General features: G+C 64.1%; 15 protein-coding genes. All 15 read right to left on the bottom strand.

Annotation, left to right across the window (positions count from 1 at the left end):
* Positions 1-531, bottom strand: coding sequence for a hypothetical protein (locus tag F7P65_RS01540; RefSeq protein WP_150289997.1), 531 nt, complete (start codon positions 529-531; stop codon positions 1-3).
* Positions 528-2,240: a DEAD/DEAH box helicase family protein gene (locus tag F7P65_RS01545; protein WP_240334151.1), complete on the bottom strand. Its 1,713-nt coding sequence runs from the start codon at positions 2,238-2,240 to the stop codon at positions 528-530. Before F7P65_RS01545 ends, F7P65_RS01540 begins: the two co-directional genes overlap by 4 nt.
* Complete coding sequence (locus tag F7P65_RS01550) at positions 2,201-4,540, bottom strand: ATP-binding protein (RefSeq protein WP_205451886.1); 2,340 nt, start codon at positions 4,538-4,540, stop codon at positions 2,201-2,203. Before F7P65_RS01550 ends, F7P65_RS01545 begins: the two co-directional genes overlap by 40 nt.
* Positions 4,541-4,561: 21 nt before the next feature.
* The gene (locus tag F7P65_RS01555) at positions 4,562-5,005 is read right to left on the bottom strand and encodes a very short patch repair endonuclease (RefSeq protein WP_240334152.1); all 444 of its coding nucleotides are present in this window, start codon (positions 5,003-5,005) and stop codon (positions 4,562-4,564) included.
* A complete protein-coding gene (locus tag F7P65_RS01560) occupies positions 4,989-5,930 on the bottom strand; it encodes an Eco29kI family restriction endonuclease (RefSeq protein ID WP_150289998.1) in 942 nt (313 codons plus the stop codon). The genes F7P65_RS01555 and F7P65_RS01560 overlap by 17 nt, the downstream gene beginning before the upstream one ends.
* Positions 5,931-6,003: 73 nt before the next feature.
* Positions 6,004-7,167 carry a DNA cytosine methyltransferase gene (locus tag F7P65_RS01565; protein ID WP_150289999.1) on the bottom strand — a complete coding sequence of 388 codons (1,164 nt, stop codon included), beginning with the start codon at positions 7,165-7,167 and terminating at the stop codon, positions 6,004-6,006.
* Entirely contained in the window at positions 7,154-7,357 is a 204-nt protein-coding gene (locus F7P65_RS01570; protein WP_150290000.1) for a ribbon-helix-helix domain-containing protein, read from the bottom strand. The genes F7P65_RS01565 and F7P65_RS01570 overlap by 14 nt, the downstream gene beginning before the upstream one ends.
* Positions 7,358-7,475: 118 nt before the next feature.
* Positions 7,476-9,452: a relaxase/mobilization nuclease RlxS gene (gene rlxS / locus F7P65_RS01575; protein WP_150290001.1), complete on the bottom strand. Its 1,977-nt coding sequence runs from the start codon at positions 9,450-9,452 to the stop codon at positions 7,476-7,478.
* 252 nt (positions 9,453-9,704) lie between these two features.
* Positions 9,705-10,061: a hypothetical protein gene (locus F7P65_RS01580; RefSeq protein WP_240334153.1), complete on the bottom strand. Its 357-nt coding sequence runs from the start codon at positions 10,059-10,061 to the stop codon at positions 9,705-9,707.
* Positions 10,062-10,276: 215 nt separating this feature from the next.
* Positions 10,277-10,912 carry a lytic transglycosylase domain-containing protein gene (locus tag F7P65_RS01585; protein WP_150290002.1) on the bottom strand — a complete coding sequence of 212 codons (636 nt, stop codon included), beginning with the start codon at positions 10,910-10,912 and terminating at the stop codon, positions 10,277-10,279.
* A complete protein-coding gene (locus F7P65_RS01590; RefSeq protein WP_150290003.1) occupies positions 10,909-11,514 on the bottom strand; it encodes a S26 family signal peptidase in 606 nt (201 codons plus the stop codon). Before F7P65_RS01590 ends, F7P65_RS01585 begins: the two co-directional genes overlap by 4 nt.
* Positions 11,501-11,740: a helix-turn-helix domain-containing protein gene (locus tag F7P65_RS01595; protein WP_150290004.1), complete on the bottom strand. Its 240-nt coding sequence runs from the start codon at positions 11,738-11,740 to the stop codon at positions 11,501-11,503. Before F7P65_RS01595 ends, F7P65_RS01590 begins: the two co-directional genes overlap by 14 nt.
* 330 nt (positions 11,741-12,070) lie before the next feature.
* Positions 12,071-12,370, bottom strand: coding sequence for a DUF736 domain-containing protein (locus F7P65_RS01600; RefSeq protein ID WP_150290005.1), 300 nt, complete (start codon positions 12,368-12,370; stop codon positions 12,071-12,073).
* Between the two features lie 331 nt (positions 12,371-12,701).
* The gene (locus F7P65_RS01605) at positions 12,702-13,640 is read right to left on the bottom strand and encodes a DUF4238 domain-containing protein (RefSeq protein ID WP_150290006.1); all 939 of its coding nucleotides are present in this window, start codon (positions 13,638-13,640) and stop codon (positions 12,702-12,704) included.
* Positions 13,641-13,793: 153 nt separating this feature from the next.
* A complete protein-coding gene (locus F7P65_RS01610; protein ID WP_150290007.1) occupies positions 13,794-15,575 on the bottom strand; it encodes a ParB/RepB/Spo0J family partition protein in 1,782 nt (593 codons plus the stop codon).
* Positions 15,576-15,646: the final 71 nt, after the last annotated feature.

Here is a 15,646-nt window from a genome sequence, read left to right on the forward strand (position 1 = left end):
TCACTCCAGCCACGCCAGTTTATCAATCCCCAGAAGCGAGGCCGCCTCTCGAACCAGGGATCGGGATTTCTCGCTCTCGGTCTTGCCGCTCTCCAGCAACACGACACCGAAGGCAGAGTAGGATTTTGCCGCGCGACTCCGCTCGAAGACGGCCATGAGCACCGATTTCCAATCTCGGCTCCGACCCCAGCCCACTATTCGTCCGTCTTCGAGCCGTCGGCCATGAGGCTTAATGAAGGTTTGTACGGATCGATCAGTCTCGGTCAGGTCCAAAAGCCGCCAAACCTCGGATTCATTCAAGGATAGTCGCGCTCGTACATACGGTTTGACCAGCGAGTCCTTTATGTAAACTCGAACCTTTCGCGCATCCATGACTTGGGCCAACTGACCGCCGATGGTGCTGTCGCGAGTCCACTGCTCATAATATCGGGCGCGCTCGACATCCTGCAGCGCCATCCAACCAAGATCGTCGCATTGTTCCCAAAGCTTGTCGCGCATCGCGTCGCGTATCTTGGAGGGGATTGCCGTCATTGAATTCCCCCTCCCGCATGCGGTGGAGGAAAGTCGAACGCGGGAAGTTCAAGCGTCGGATCCCCCTCGCGCATAAAGAGATCCGCTTGATCCTTCATCCAATCGAGCATGAAGCTGCCGGCGCCCTCATCGCGAAACTGGATGACGCCCGGCAGGGACAGGCGCTCGACATCACCGCGTACGGCCCGTTCAAGCTCGACCACCTCGGCCAGCCGCCGCAGGTCGCTGACGAAATCGAGCACTACGACCTTGGTCTTTCGCGGACTGATCCTCAGTCCGCGTCCCAATTGCTGCACGAAGATGCGACGGCTGTGGGTGACGCGCATGAACACGATCATGTCGACATCGGGCACGTCCACACCCTCGTTGAAGAGGTCGCGCGTGGTAACGACGTCAAGAGCGCCTTTGCGGAAATTCGACATCACCCGGTCGCGCTCGCGCGGTGTCATGTCGCCGGTGATCGGCTCCGCCCTGAATCCGAAAAGACGCAACATCGCCGCGAAGCTCTTGGCGTGGGCGACCGACGAGCAAAAGATGATCGCCGAGCGCCGTTCCTCCTTGTCGAACGTCTCGCGGATCGAACGCGCCGCCTCCTCGTCGCGGGTGGGCAGGAGCAGCAACTTGTTCAGCTGCGTGAGCGAGTAGCTGTTCCTTGATTGGGCGCGCACGAAGGACCAGTCGATGTTATCAGCCAAGAGACGGTAGTCCGCCTCGCAAAGAAAGCCTCGCCGCAAGCCCTCGGCTATCCCGATGCGGACGACCGGCGGGCCCAGCAGATGATCGATGTCATACCCATCGCCCCGCCAGGGAGTTGCGGTCACGCCTCCGATCATAGCATTGGTCAGTTGGTCGGTGACGCGTCGAAAACTGTCCGAACCGACGTGATGGGCCTCATCGATCAGGACGACGCCGAATTCGGGTAGCTGATCGAGGCGCGAAACGGCGCTTTGAACCGTCGCGAAAGTGATCCCTTCCCAGGCGCTTGGGAACTCGCCGCCCATCATTCGGTGGGTCGGCACCCATTTGGGGAGTTGATCCCAGAACGCGCGCTGTAGCTGATCGACCAATTCGCGCGTCCCAGCCAGAACCAAGACCTTCGAGCCGGAAATCGCCTCGTCGCGAAAGAGTTGCGAAACGCTTTCCGCCAAAACCACGGTTTTGCCGAGACCCGTCGCCAACACGACCTGTCCGCGACCAGTCTCTCTCAGCGTCCCGATGAATTTATCGACCGCTTCCGATTGATAGTCGCGCAAGTCCCGCCTGCTCGGCGGATATTCGGGACTACGCCGCGCCATCTCGAGCAGCGTCGCGGGTTCCAATATGCCGATCGTTATGCCGAGAGCGGCCCAGCGCCGGATCGCGTCCAGCATCGCCGGTCCCGCTCGCCGGCTCGTCGCGACGAAGAGACGGTCCGCTTTGTAGTAGCGACCAGCCTCACCGACCTGATCAACCGCGCCTGCGGAGGGGTATCCGTTGGTGGTGAACTTGCACTGGATAACCCATAGCTCTCCGTTCTTCACACCGAGGACGTCGGCGCCCGCGTCCCCCGATCCACCGATGAGCCGCACATCGTCAAAACCGTTGCAGACGAGCAATCTGGCGATGTCACGCTCGAACGCCTGCCACGAGCCGTGCAGCAAGCTGTGGGTATTCAGGAACGGTTCCGGGATCACACGTCCGAGTCCGGTCTCAACAATCGAAGCGAACACGTCGCTCGGATCACCGCGTCCCGGGAAGCACGAGCGAGATCGGCGGGAGTCTGATCGGCGAGCCAGATCGCGTCGCCGAGGTAGGCATCATACCGGGCCACGGTGGCGGCCTTCGCCTCCTCGGTGACGTCGCTCGCGCCGAAATCGAGCGACGAATAGGCGTCCTCCCAATAATTGCCGTCGAGGAACAGTTCCGGATGGCGCTGGAAAAGTCGGCGAACGGCGGCGCCGTCCGCATACTCCCAAAAACGGCCATCTTGGATCAGGGCGCGCGGGTCGGAGACACCGCGTCCGGCCATGCGGCGGGCGACGCCCTCCTTTTCGCGCTCGGTCAATTCCCCATGCATCGTGTCGGCCGGCTGTCCACTGACGAGGCCGGCCGCCGCACGGCAAATCTCCGTCAGCGTATTTCCCGCAACGGCGATGATGTCCTGCTCATCCAACTTGGTGTCGACACAATATTCGGCGCGCAGGTCGGCGAGCACATTCGCCACGGTCGCCTCCAAACTGTGCCCCTTGATGAATTCGATCGTGCGGTAGGTCAGGTCCACCAACAGGGCATCCAGCGGCGTCATGGTCGTCGAGCGAAACATCTCGTGGGACGTATCTACCAGGAAGGCGTATGTTCGCGTCGCGACGTCATCCAGCCGCACCGTCCAAGCCTGGCCGGTGGGAAGCTGTGGGTCGGCCGGATCGACCGCGAACGCCTCGACATCGAATTCGGCGCGGTATGTCGGATGAATGTATTTCCGAGTGAGCTCGAAAATCGGACGTCTCGCCGGCGGTGGCGGGGGTTCGGGCGATGCCGCAGGAGGCGCCGCATCGGGTTGTTCAGGCGCGGCCGGTTCGCCGGGTTCGGCGTCGCCACCTTTGCCGAGAAAACCTTCGGGAATCGCCGCACCGTCACCGCTACCGGGCGTGTCGCCAAGTATTTTCGCGTCCTGCTCCTCAACGCGCTGCCACCATCGTTCGTCCGTGAGATAGTCCGGGTCGGCCGCCGCGAAGAACCCGGCCATCTCGACGGCTCGGTCGTTGTCCTGGACGACCATGATCCGAGACCATAGTCCGTTTTTTCCCTGCGGGCTGGTCCGCCGAAATGCTTGGAACAGCTTGTAAAGCGGACTGTGGTTGCCTTCATATCCCTTGAGCCTCGCCGCGTTAGGCCGAAGTGGTCCCTCACCGCGCACGACCCGGACCATTTCGCCCCATGCCGGGTCGTCCCGCTCAAACCGGTTCTTGGTGTAGCTAACCTGGCAGTGGTCGAGGTGGATCTCGCCGATGAAGCGTCCCCGACTTCTCGGATCGTCGATCGGATACTCGCTTTCCTGTGTTTCCCCGTCGTTCCAGATGAAGAGATCCTTGTTTCCGATCTCGATTTTTCGCCCGTTGCGGATGAAGTCGATTCCGAAGTCGGATTTGTCGAGATAACGCTGCAGGCCCACCCAGCCTCGGACCCTTCGGGGTGTCTCGACGATGGAGCAGGACGCGCTGCCGGTCGGGCACGACTCCTGGTCCGACGCCAAGGTGCGCATGCAATGCTGGCAGTAGCGCCGAGGCGCGAGCGCCACGTCGAACTGCTCAACGGCGTTGACGGTCGTTCCGTCCGGCAAATCAACGGAACGACTGGCGTCCCAAACACACGGCCGCAACGGCATGACGCGAGCACCGCCAAGCATGAGTCGTATGGTGCCGGCGTCCGAATTCGAGAGAAGCGCCGAGTAGGTTTTCGCCAAATGTTTCTTGATCGTGGTGCGATTGTTCGCGCGCGCCAGATAGGCCCTCTGCTCCGGCTTCAGGCGTGAAATGACAATCTCGGTGCCGTGATCGGTATGATCGGCCTTGGGACGTGTCTGACGCGGCACTCGATAATTGTTCGAAGCACGCAACTCTTCGAGATCGATGCGAACGCCTACTTGCTCCGGATCACCGCTGCGGCTGGTCCAGACCTCGGTGACCACGCCGAGGCGCGCGGTCGCAATGTTGAAGCCCATACCGAAGAGCCCAAGCTTCGAGAGCGGGTCGTTTCCGGTCCAGCCCGCCCGCAACGCGTTCTCGAGTATCTCAAGCGACATTCCCGGTCCGTTGTCCTTCACCGAAACGCGCGCCGCGTCGGTGTCAGCCATTGGTATGGTGACCGAAATTTCCGGCCGCGTGATGGGCGTTCCGGCCCTGGCCGCGTCGATGAAGCCGTCGATCGAGTTATCGATCAATTCCGCGAGACATCGCCATTGCTCGAGCGTGATCTCGCCCAGCATTTGCAGCACGCGTGGCGCCGGCGTCAGATCCAGTTCCTGCGGCATTCTAAGACGGCCTCCCCAATTTCACGGTGGGGTCGCCGATGCTCCGCCAGCCGCGCGAACCACATTCACCAGTTCCGCGAGATGATCCTGATCGAGCTGGCACTCCCAGATTTCGATCACTCGCCAACCTTTGTCCTGGAGCGTAGCCGTAACGGCTTCGTCACGCGACCGATTTCCGTTCAGCTTTGGTTCCCAGAAGTCTTGGCGCGACTTCGGCAATCTCGCGCGTTTGCAGTTGGGATCGGGGTGTTGATGCCAAAAACAGCCGTGGACGAATATTGTCAGGCGTTTGCGGCGGAAGATGATGTCGGGTTTGCCGGGTAGATCCTTGGCGTGAAGACGAAAGCGTAGGCCCGCGGCGTGGAGGGCTCGACGGACGATAAGTTCGGGCTTCGTGTCGCGCGCTCGAACGAGCCGCATTTGCGCGCTACGCTTCGGATCAACCGCCTCAATCTTCGGCGCCACCCGCTTCCTCCAAGCTGGGCCCCGTCGCGTCGCCGACCGGCGGGGATTCATTTCCCTCGGCGATCTCGCCATCCTGACGGAAACCAGTCAGCATTTCCTCCAATAGACTGGCGTGATCGGTGCGTGGCGGTGCCCGCTCCAGCGTGGCGTTGATCCGAGCCTTGATCTCGTCGGGACTGATCGAGTCGACGAGCCGTGAGTCCAGCGCCCATTGCCGGCCGGGATGTACGACGTCCCAAGGGGAGCGCTTGTTGGCCCGCGTGGTGGCGGCGTCACCGTGTTTGCTCATGCCCCAGCATGCTTTCGTCTCCTGGTTCCAAAGCGGCCAGAAGGTCCGGATCAAATGCTTTTCGGCGACGAGCTGCGCGTTGGTCGCGCACACGAGCCGCCGACAATTGAAGTCGTCAAGTTGGATGGCGTGGAGGCCCGACGGAAGCCGATCAGCGTAACCGGCGGCAGTCGCGATTGTGCCGGCGTGCTCCAGCAACCGCGCGGTAAGCTTAGCGCCCTGCTCGCGGGGATTGCTCGCATCATCGTTCTGCGGGTCGGCCTTGCCGACGTAGATCGGCGTCTCGGTGCCGGAGATCGCTGCGTAGAGCGGATGGTCGCCGGTGTAGTAAATCGCGTAGACGCCCGACCCGTATGCGGATTTGATCGCGCTCAATGGAATCATCGGTTGCGCCAGCAAAGCCAGCGACACCATTCTACCAACCGTTTTTGGATCGGAGGGATCAAAAGTCGCAGTGGGCATACGAACGGGGTCGGTCCGCGACCGCGCCGCCTCCACCGCATTGGCGTGCGCGGCCAGGCTTTCGCGAATCCGGCGCACAACCGCCTGAGGCGGGTTGTCGCCCGCCGCCGCGAGTACGCCGGCGAGCGCCTCCTCCAATGCTTTGATCGCGGCCCGATCGGGTGACAGCGCCATCAATACCCCTTCAAATTCCTAAGGGGGGCACCGTAGTTGCGACTCAACCGACTTGGTTCCCCACCAACCCGTGTTAAGCGGCGCGACGACGGGGGGCCAGCCCGACCTTGCCGGAGTTCAGGAGGCGACGCAGCCAACCGCCCGCAGCCAAGGCGAGCGGCACCGGGACGGCGTTGCCCATTTGGCGCATGCTCTCACTCCACGAGCGCGGAAACTCGAACGCGTCCGGCAAGCCGACCAGCCGCGCCGCTTCGCGTTTCGTGAAATAGCGCACGGACCCATCGTCCCGAACCATCATGTTCTCGCCACCGGGCACGCCATGGTCGCCCGCCTTGAGGGCTTTCGCCGGCAAATCGAGAGGGCTGCCCGTGTGGCCGGGGTAGACGCGCGCGCCCGGCTGCAAAACATGGTTCCGCAGTCCATCGGGATCGCCAAGATCGGACAACGCGTCTCGAACCGTGACCCAAGCCGCGCCGACCGGCGCTGCCTTCGCTTGGCGCAAACGCGCGACGGTGGCCTGATCCTGTCTAAGGGACGGCGCCTTGCGCGGCTTGAGTCCGTGCCGCTTCCAATATTCGCCGGTGACATATTGCTCCCACAAGAGGCGTTCGCGGGAATGCGTCGCGATCATCGGCATTGGCGTCACGCCCTCGCTGGCCCGGGCACCGAAAATCAGAACGCGATGCCTTATCTGGGAAGCGCCGAAATCCGCGGCGTTCACGATCTGCCAGCAGACCTCGTAATCGCGCGGTTGCGAACTCGCGCGCAGCCGATGGGTATGGGCAATATACGACTCGCCCGGTCGACGGGCCACCGACGGCCGTTCGAGATGAGCGAGAATCCATTCGAGATAGTGCCTGAACTTCGGACCGGCGAGATTCCGGACGTTCTCGAAGAGAAAAGCGCGAGGCGCGCCATCCCGGATCGCCCGAATCGCCTCGGGCCACATGTCGCGGTGATCTTCCTGGCCAAGTTTTTTGCCGCCGATGCCAAAGGGCTGGCATGGCGGCCCACCAGAGATCAGATCTAGTGCCTTGTGCGCCGACCAATCGATATCGCGCACGTCCGTACGCTCCATCGGCCAGTGCGCGACGTGCTCGACCTTTCGATCGCGATTATGATGCACGGTGGCGACCGCGTCGGAGTCAAACTCAGCCATGAGAAGGTGACGGAAGCCCGCCTGCGACATACCGAGGGCAAGCCCTCCACATCCGGCGAAGAGTTCAGCGCTGCGCATCTTCGCCCCTCTCAAAATCCAACGGCAGCATCGGGCCGCCCGACGCCTGCTCCAAAAATCGTTCCACGGCCCGGCGAACGAGCCACGCAACCTTTACACCCTCAGCCTTCGCTAAACGGTCCAACTCCAACTTTTGCAAGCGGGACAATGTAGTCGTGACGCGTTCCGCGTCCTTTCCATCCTTGCCCATCGTTGGCTCCGCAGCGATCCGCGGCATTCCGCGGCGCAGCGACTATGCCTTATTCGCTCACTTCACTCAATGCACTTGACACATAGCATCCACAACGGAACAAGACAAGAACATTTGATCAGGGAATCTCTGGCCCCCCTCGTCCACGGCCTATGCGCCAGCTAATTCCATCGGTTCTGACGACCCCGGCCACCGGGTTGCCGATGCGCCGATCAAACACCGGCCGCCAAGGCACGAGGGTGAATTCACGGCTCTTCTCAACCAGGGCGAACCGACCGCTGGCGAGATCCACCCGACGCGCCAACCGCCCCTCGATAGTTTCCCCGGCTCTCGCCTCGACGAACGGCTTGCCCAACTCGCCAGCCAATTCCTCGCCGGCACGAAGAAGCTCACGTCGCTGAAGCATCATGATCGCGTTGGCGCGAAGCCGGATACGATCCCCTTCGACATCCGCAAGCTGCTGCTCGACCAGCCACTGCTGACGGCCCGCCATGGCCGCACGGACGTCGCGTCCGAAGCCGGCGTCACGGATCGGCAGCGGAGATTGCGATGCCAGCTCTCGATCGACCCAAGTTGCCGCGTCGGCTCCACGAAGCTGGTCCAGTGGTTGCGCTGACAGGGTCTCCACCTCCACCGGCTGGTCGCGATGGCGGCGCGCCTCGTAGGCGGCCGCACGATCGACATGGTCAGCCGGGATCGTCCAGGTCCCGTCGGCCTCCCGCTCGACGCCCGCGCCGGCGCGTCGCATCGCCTCGAGCCGGCGCACATGGGTTTCGGCGAACGCCTGCGTGGCCGAAGGATCGCTCCGCAGATGCAGGTCGACCGAATATTGCCCGCCATTCGCCGCCGCCACCTCGGCGACGACGCGATCGGCGTCCCGAACTTCCATGCTCCGCGCTGACACCCGCACGATCGCACCCTCCGGGAACGGCGCGACCGCGTCACCGCGCCCGATGTCGACATAATGGGCATGACCGTCGACGCCGTCGACCAGCAGATAGTGGCGATCACGGTGCTCATCGGCGAGGCCGCGGGCGATCACGCGTCCGACGATCGGTTCGGGATCGCTCTCACCGGCGCCGAACAGGCTGCGACCGAGCCAGGGCCGCTCCAGCTTTCGCGCGGTCAATTCGCGCTGCATCGTGCGGATGATGTCGCCGCGTTCGCCGAGCGTCCTGAGCGCCGCTTCGAGATCTTCGGCGAGTTGCCATCGGCCGGCGCCGACATTCTCGGCCAGCCCCAAACTGGCGAGCTTCTGCAACCGGCCGGCCCGGAGCGATTGCTGGAAGGGATCGCGATCCGCCGATGTGACCAGACGATCGGCGTCCATCGACCGGATCAGGCGGCGGTCGATTGCGGTCATCCGCTCGTCGCCGATATCATGACGAAGCCGCGTTTCGATATCCTGGTCGGTGCGTGGCCCGAGATCGAGCGTCACCAGCTCGGCCGCGCGCTCCCGGATACCATGGGAGATATATTCGCGGGCGATGATCAGATTCTGGCCGGTGTCATCGACACCGCGAAGCATGATGTGGGTATGCGGATGGGCCGTGTTGAAATGATCGACCGCAACCCAGTCGAGCCTGGTGCCGAGGTCGGCCTCCATCTGTGTCATCAGCCGGCGGATATAGGGCTTGAGATCGGGATATTCCGAACCGTCCTCTGCCGAGACGATGAAGCGGAACTGATGGCGATCGCCATCGCAGCGCTGGAGGAACGCCTTGCCATCGGCCGTGTCGCGCTCGGCCGAGTAGAGCTCGCCCGGCGCGCCCTCCCGCGTCACGCCGTCGCGCTGAATGTAGCGCAGATGGGCACGCGCCGCCGGCATCCCCTTGCTGCCGATGCGGACCAGGCGCGTCTTCACCACCGCGCGCCGCGCGCGCATGCCGCCGAACCGATCGCGGCTGGAGAGAAGTCGTCCGATGCTCGCGCCACGTCCGATCCGGCTGCCGTCGAACCTCCGGCTTCTGATCGCGCCCTTCTCGGCCGATCGGATCGCCGCGCCGACGACGCGACCGAGATATCGCCGGGCCTTCTTGCCGCTCCGCTGACGTTGCCGACCGAGCCGGGGCGTGAACTCGTCATCCTCGCTCATCGACTGCCCCGAATCTCGCAATCTGGCGGCGAAAACGACGGATTTCCCCCAGTCTTCACGAGCATGTCTCGCGCGCTGTGCGGCATGTCTCGTGAAAAAACGATGTGCAGACAATATCTTAGCAATGCCTGAGAGGCATTGCCTTTCTCTTGCTTTCGCTTTTCCCCTTCTTCGTCCCACCCTCGGCTCAAAACAAAGGCCGGGACACGATGCCGACCTGGCACAGCGCCCCGGCCTGAAATGCGCAGATCCTCACGCATCCGCGAACGCCGCCAACGCCTGCCTGCGCCGCCCGAACTCGCGCTTTCCCATCACCCCGTGCGCGTTTCCATTGCCATCGACGATCATCACCGCGACGAACCATCTGCCGTCCAGTCGCCCGAAAATCCGAACCCGATCCAGGTCGATCTCGTCATCGTCGGTGCTCTCATAGGCGCCGATCCAGCGCTCCTGAACTCGCGCATCCCAGAGAAAATCGGTCTCCTCGGCCTCCAGAAACCTATGAGCCAGAGCCTCCCCGACACCGTGGCCGAACTCGATCTCCAGGCCCGAAACCAGCGCCGCCATCACGCGATCCGACGCCACCGAAATGGGTTGAAACACGCCCATGATTATCTCCTTCGCTTCTGTTCTCCTGATCGAGAACAGCTGTCCGGAGACGGGTGGCGGAGTGGCTGTCAGGGCCGCGGAGCCAAGCGGAGCGCCGCGAAGCGGACGTGGGGGGAACCGATTTTCGCAGAAAATTGGGGGGTACCCACGGGCCTTGAGAGCCGCTTCGGCAGCCGTCATGTTGGGCCTATCGAGACGAGCCCCAACGCCCGCGATCATGGCATGACTTTCCGGACAGCGAACAGCGATGCCTGCTGCTCACTTCCCGGCGCCAGGGATTGATCGGCAGAGACGGAACGGCGAACGACAAAAAGCGACGATGGCGGTGGCGATTGGTTGGCCGGCGGTACGGACGGTGCCGTGGCACCCACCGATCCGAGATAGGCGACCGTCTCGCCGGGAAGCCGTCGCACGCCCGCCAGCCAGGCGGCATAGGCGCCGGGTCCAGCATTATAGGCGCCGAACAATCCGGGATAGCCGAAGCGGTCGTACATCAGCCGGAGATACAAGGTGCCGGCGAGGATATTGTCGCGCGGATCGTCGGGATTGTTGCCCAGGGCGAGGCGCGCGCACATTTCTTTCCAGGTCGCGGGCATCAGCTGCATGAGGCCCATCGCCCCGGCACGGCTTCGGATCGGCCGTCCGTTCAGAGTCGTGAGGCCCCGACTCTCGGCTCGCATTACGCGCTCGATCCAGCTCGTCGGGATGCCGAATCGGGTGGATGCCTCCTCGATCATCGGTCGCCAGCGCCCGATGTCGTCGGCCTTGGCGGGCGCGGCGGCGAACAATAGCATGGCCGGGATAAACCGGGCCAGCGCCCCTCCGTCGACCTTCCAGCGGTGCCTATTCATCGCTGGGTGATCCGGGTCGGCTTTGCCCAGAGCAGCCGCGCCTTGCCAACCACCTGGACGCCCTCGGTCACGCCGAAATAGCGGCCATCGAAGGACGCGGGGCTGCCCGACATCAGCAGGAAGATCTGGGGTCCGCGAAGTCGTACGCACCCGTTCCACCAGGGCATGGACCGCCCTTTAGCATCGGTGGCGTGGCGTTCGGCCAGCCACCGTCCGTTGACGAAAATCTCCTGACCCAGCGCGCAGACCTCGTCGCCCGCCGCCGCCGCGACGCGCTTCACCAGCGGCACATTGGCGGGAATATAATGGCGCCGCGCCGCCAGCATCCGCCATGGGTCGGGCACCCGGGCGATGACCATGTCGCCTGGATCGACCGAAGCGCCAGGGGTCACCTCATAGAGGCCAATCGGCGCGCTGGTGCTGGCGTTCCAGACGAGGCGCGGCGCCGGCGGAAACGCCATCGTGAGCCCGACTAGGGCGATGCCCGCGCCGGTGATCGCGATGCGCCGACGGAGGATCCGACGCCTCTGCTTCGCGGCGCGAAGTTGCTCGCCCCAATCCAGCAGCGGCATGTCCGCGCGGCGATTATCACGCCTGATCATGGTCGCCGCCTCCCATCGATTGGGCCTTCGACCAGGCGTCGAGATCGTCGATATGATATTGGACGAAGCGGCTGTGACGGCGAAAAACGGGTCCCTTTCCGATGCGCCGCAGCCGCTTCAGCAGCCGGTTCGAGAGTTTGAGATAGGCGGCCGCCTGATCGGTATTGAGATAGGGGGAGCCGCGTTTCGCACGGTTCGCGCGGGATATGTCGTCGTCGCTGTCCATTCTGCCTGTCCGTGACGTTGCGGGACGGCGAACTGCCGTCGCTGGCACCCGGAATGGCGGGGATGACACCGGCTGCGGAGTGTCGAAAACATGGTCGCCGTTTTCGACACCCACGAAGACGGAACCGGAGAAGCCGGCGCGCCGGAGCGCGGGTGCTCGTCTTCGCCAGGAAAAGCGGTGTGGGTTATGCCGGATGGCACGGGAGTCTCAGCCTCGCCCGACCGAAAGCGGACGGTGCAGACGCCCCCGCCTGCAAAGTCCTCGCGAGCGATGGCAAATCCGGCTCGTCGCTCGTGTCCCGCGCGCGCTGGCGCGCGGGACACTTGGGTATCAGCGCGACCAGATGAGCTTGTGCTCGCCGTCGTCACCCTGGCTGAGGGTCGCGTAGATCGGAGCCGGGAACGATGGATCATCGAGCTTGAGGCTCAGATATTCCGCGCCGGTCTCGCGTGCCGCCTTGGTCCAGGCCGCGCCGAACTCGACGCCGCCTGCGCTGACCCGGTGGTCGGGCGACTTCTGGCTGTCACGCTCGCAGGGGCGGATGGTCGCCTTGACGCGAAGCGACAGGGTCCGGATTTCGCCGGTGTAAATGCCGTTTTCGCCGCGGGTAAAGCTACCAATCTGTGCCATGTCAGGTCTCCTAGTCGTTGGATCGAAGGCCGCTCCATGCGGCCTCGATGGCAGTCGATCAGGCGGTGGTTGGCCGCCGCGCACCGTCGGGCCGAAGCGACAGCGGAGGACGGCCCGAAGCCGAGCTTCTTGTTTCGCGAGGAAGCCCGAAGGGCGGGGAAGAAGGTCGGCGAAGCCGTTGCGCGGACAAGGCCGACTGGCGCCAGACGTGCCATGAAGAGAGGCCAGTGGACGGTATTCAGCTGCGGGCAAAGAGACGATGAAGCCGCAGCCGGACAGCCATGCGAGGCGGTATGACAGCCGCCTACAGCTGCGATTTCGCCCGTTCCCCTCAGCGACCGGGCGTCATATCCTCGAGGAAGTCGAGCGAGGTGTCGCGCCCCGGAACGCCCGGCATGTCGTGGACAATCTTCTCGACGACATTGCGTGACGAAGTGAAGTGCCGATGCTTGCCGTCTCGATACTCGTCGATCAGCTCGGGCTTGTCCGAACGATAGAAGAGCCGTTCACCCGCATAGATCTGGACGACCTGGTTCAGGGCCTCGGCCTCGTCAGCGCCGATCACAAGGGTCGAGAGGCGCGGTTCCACCGTATATTGCGTCGGGATGGCGTAGAGGACGGCGATCCTCGGCGTCAGCGGCGCGAGGATGCGGGGCGAATGCGGCGCCATGCTCGGCGATTTGAGGTTGTGATAGAAGCCGTCGCCGAAGATGAACTCGCGGTCGGGCGAGAGAATGGCGGTCGCCTTTCCGCGCACGCCAAAGGCCTGGACGGCGCGGTGATGCATGTCGCGCATGTTGACAGCGATCAGGCTATTCCGCTCGCGCTCGGGGAGCGAGCCGCGCAGATGCTCGGCGAGCGAAACGACGGATTCGCGGGTCATGGGACTGCGGATCGCAAGCGAAGTCAGCGATTCGACCATTTGGCCGAACCGCTCGTCGGTCGAAGGCTGGGGCATAAAACGCTGGCGGCCCGGCTGGCCGATCCGGTCCTCATATTCGAGCCCTTCCAGCCAGGAAATCACGGCCGGAAACCTATCATCGGCCTGCTGAAAGATGCTCTCGAAATTCTGGTCCCAAGGCGTAGCCTCGCCCGGTTCCGTGCCGAGCTTGATATAGTGGCCGTTTCCGATCACGCCGAAAGCGGCAGGCTTGGCGCGCTGCTCGGTTCCGTCCGGCCGGAGCCAGTGGACCCCGGCCTTGTCGTCTGCCCAGTGCTTCGAGACGCATTCGGGCCACCAGTGGTGCCGCTCGGATTTCGCTTTACTCATAGTGATTGAATAGATCGCCGCCGCCCGCGCGTCAGCCTCGATCCTCGCGCACCGCCATGCACCAACCGCGCGCCGACGCCGAAACGGCGGAGGCGCGCGGCCGATTTTCAGGCTCCGGAAGGATGCGGGCGGGCTGCGCCCACCCGCAATAGGTCACGCGGCTTGCGCGAACGGTTCGACCGCCACTTTGGGATCCGGCCCGACGGCGCTGTGACGCGCCGCTGCAACCTTGGCATGGGCGGCCACCGTGCCGACGCCGCCACGCGCGGTATAAGCGGAGGCCGGGAACCCCAGCCATCTGGGCACCCAGCGCTCGACCCTGGTCCGCCCGTCCGCGCCGTCGAGATGGTCGCGGACGATGCGCTTCAAGGTCTTGCTCTTCTCGCCCGCATTGGCCGTGGCTACCGTCTCGCCCGCCACTTCGGCGACAACCCGCGACAACACTTCCCTGTCGCGGATCAGCTCGAAGAACGCCGCGTCGGCCTGCCACCAGTCGGCCATGGCGATGCCGATCTGCGTTCCCACCGCCGCGACGGCGGCGCTGCCGCTCGCCAGCGTCTCGCCCATGATGACCGTGATGATCTCCATGATGACCGAGTCGGGCAGGTCGATCAGACGCAGGAAGACGCCCGCCACGCCATAGTCGTTGCCGTTGCCGTTGCCGTTGCCGTTGCCGCCGGTGACGGTCGGTTCCTCGGGGCAGAAGTCGAGCACGGTAAGCACCGCGCGGCGGCGCTCGTCGAACACCGTCTCGCCGCGACTGGTCTCGATGCTCTCGCGGACCTCGTCGTTGCGCGTCATCTGCGGCTCGGCCGACACCCGCCACAGATGCGATCCGCCGATGGCGTGGGCGACCATCAATCGCAGCGCGATGCCGGGATGCCCGAGCAGGGCGGCGCGGACGGCGGCATGACGATGCAGGTCGAGATAGGTCTGCATGGTCGATGTGATTTCCGGTCGCGCGAGTTTCGCGGGTTCCGGGCCGTCGCCGCGCGCGGCGCGCCGGGCTTCCTTCGCGGAAAGATAGCCCTCGTGGAAGGTGACCTCGCCATTGCTACGGACATCCACATAGACGCGCCCGCCCTTGCGCTTGCCCGCCTTCTCATATTCCCACGAATGGAAATGATCGGACGCGGGCACGATCACGACATCGCTCCAGCCTTCCTCCAGATAGGCCGCGCGGCGCGCCTCGATGGCTTCGTTCTGGGCGGTCCAGAACGCATCGGCATCCGCGAAATAGCGGTCGTCGCCGAACAGGTCGGCGACGGTCGCACCCTTGAAACCGTCCAGATCGAACAGCGCGAAGCGGGCCGGGACCGACTGCCCGCCGAATAGCCACGCCTTCAACTGGTGGCCGGTGGGCACATAGCCGTCCGGATCGTCGAACAGCGCCAGCCACGCGCGTTGCTGGCTCTTGCTGGCAAGGGTCAGATGACGGACGGTCGCGCGGTCGATCTTCTCCGCCGCATAGAGCGAGCGGATGCGCGGCAGCAGATTGCCGAGCGCCAACACCCGCGCGATGGTCAGGTCGGGAAGCCCGAAGGTCGCGGCGATGTCGGCGACGTCGCGGCCTTCCTTCACCAGCCGGGTGAAGGTCTCCCATTGCGTCACCTCGTCGGCGTCCAGCCGCGCGAGGTTCTCGATCATTGACGCCTCGATGGCGGCGGCATCGTCGGTTTCGGAGAGGATGCGGCACGGCAGCGGCTCGACCTCGCCGGTTTCCTGCGCGACGATCCGCGCGGCATGGAAGCGCCGCGCGCCCGCGACGATCTCGAAATGGCCGTCCTGACAATTGGGGCGCACCAGCAGCGTCTGGATGACGCCGCGCTTGCGCACGGTCGGCAGGATGTCGGACACATCGGCGGCCTTCTTCCCGTAGCGCATGTTGGTCTTGCTGACAGACAGCTTGTCTTGGTCGATGAAAACGAGTGTCATGGCACAACTCCTTGTGAGTGCCGGTCGCGTCGTTCCTGCAAAGTCTGGCGTGGCCGGTTTTCAGGATGACG

Origin of the sequence: Sphingobium estronivorans (genome assembly GCF_008692605.1) — a bacterium.
Classification (GTDB): Bacteria; Pseudomonadota; Alphaproteobacteria; order Sphingomonadales; family Sphingomonadaceae; genus Sphingobium; species Sphingobium estronivorans.

What these genes read in the sequence shown, in the direction of transcription:
- F7P65_RS01540 (WP_150289997.1), bottom strand. Translation starts at nt 531, where the DNA reads ATGACGGCAATCCCCTCCAAGATACGCGACGCGATGCGCGACAAGCTT.
- F7P65_RS01550 (WP_205451886.1), bottom strand. Translation starts at nt 4,540, where the DNA reads ATGCCGCAGGAACTGGATCTGACGCCGGCGCCACGCGTGCTGCAAATG.
- F7P65_RS01560 (WP_150289998.1), bottom strand. Translation starts at nt 5,930, where the DNA reads ATGGCGCTGTCACCCGATCGGGCCGCGATCAAAGCATTGGAGGAGGCG.
- F7P65_RS01565 (WP_150289999.1), bottom strand. Translation starts at nt 7,167, where the DNA reads ATGCGCAGCGCTGAACTCTTCGCCGGATGTGGAGGGCTTGCCCTCGGT.
- F7P65_RS01570 (WP_150290000.1), bottom strand. Translation starts at nt 7,357, where the DNA reads ATGGGCAAGGATGGAAAGGACGCGGAACGCGTCACGACTACATTGTCC.
- rlxS (WP_150290001.1), bottom strand. Translation starts at nt 9,452, where the DNA reads ATGAGCGAGGATGACGAGTTCACGCCCCGGCTCGGTCGGCAACGTCAG.
- F7P65_RS01580 (WP_240334153.1), bottom strand. Translation starts at nt 10,061, where the DNA reads ATGGGCGTGTTTCAACCCATTTCGGTGGCGTCGGATCGCGTGATGGCG.
- F7P65_RS01585 (WP_150290002.1), bottom strand. Translation starts at nt 10,912, where the DNA reads ATGAATAGGCACCGCTGGAAGGTCGACGGAGGGGCGCTGGCCCGGTTT.
- F7P65_RS01590 (WP_150290003.1), bottom strand. Translation starts at nt 11,514, where the DNA reads ATGATCAGGCGTGATAATCGCCGCGCGGACATGCCGCTGCTGGATTGG.
- F7P65_RS01595 (WP_150290004.1), bottom strand. Translation starts at nt 11,740, where the DNA reads ATGGACAGCGACGACGACATATCCCGCGCGAACCGTGCGAAACGCGGC.
- F7P65_RS01600 (WP_150290005.1), bottom strand. Translation starts at nt 12,370, where the DNA reads ATGGCACAGATTGGTAGCTTTACCCGCGGCGAAAACGGCATTTACACC.
- F7P65_RS01605 (WP_150290006.1), bottom strand. Translation starts at nt 13,640, where the DNA reads ATGAGTAAAGCGAAATCCGAGCGGCACCACTGGTGGCCCGAATGCGTC.
- F7P65_RS01610 (WP_150290007.1), bottom strand. Translation starts at nt 15,575, where the DNA reads ATGACACTCGTTTTCATCGACCAAGACAAGCTGTCTGTCAGCAAGACC.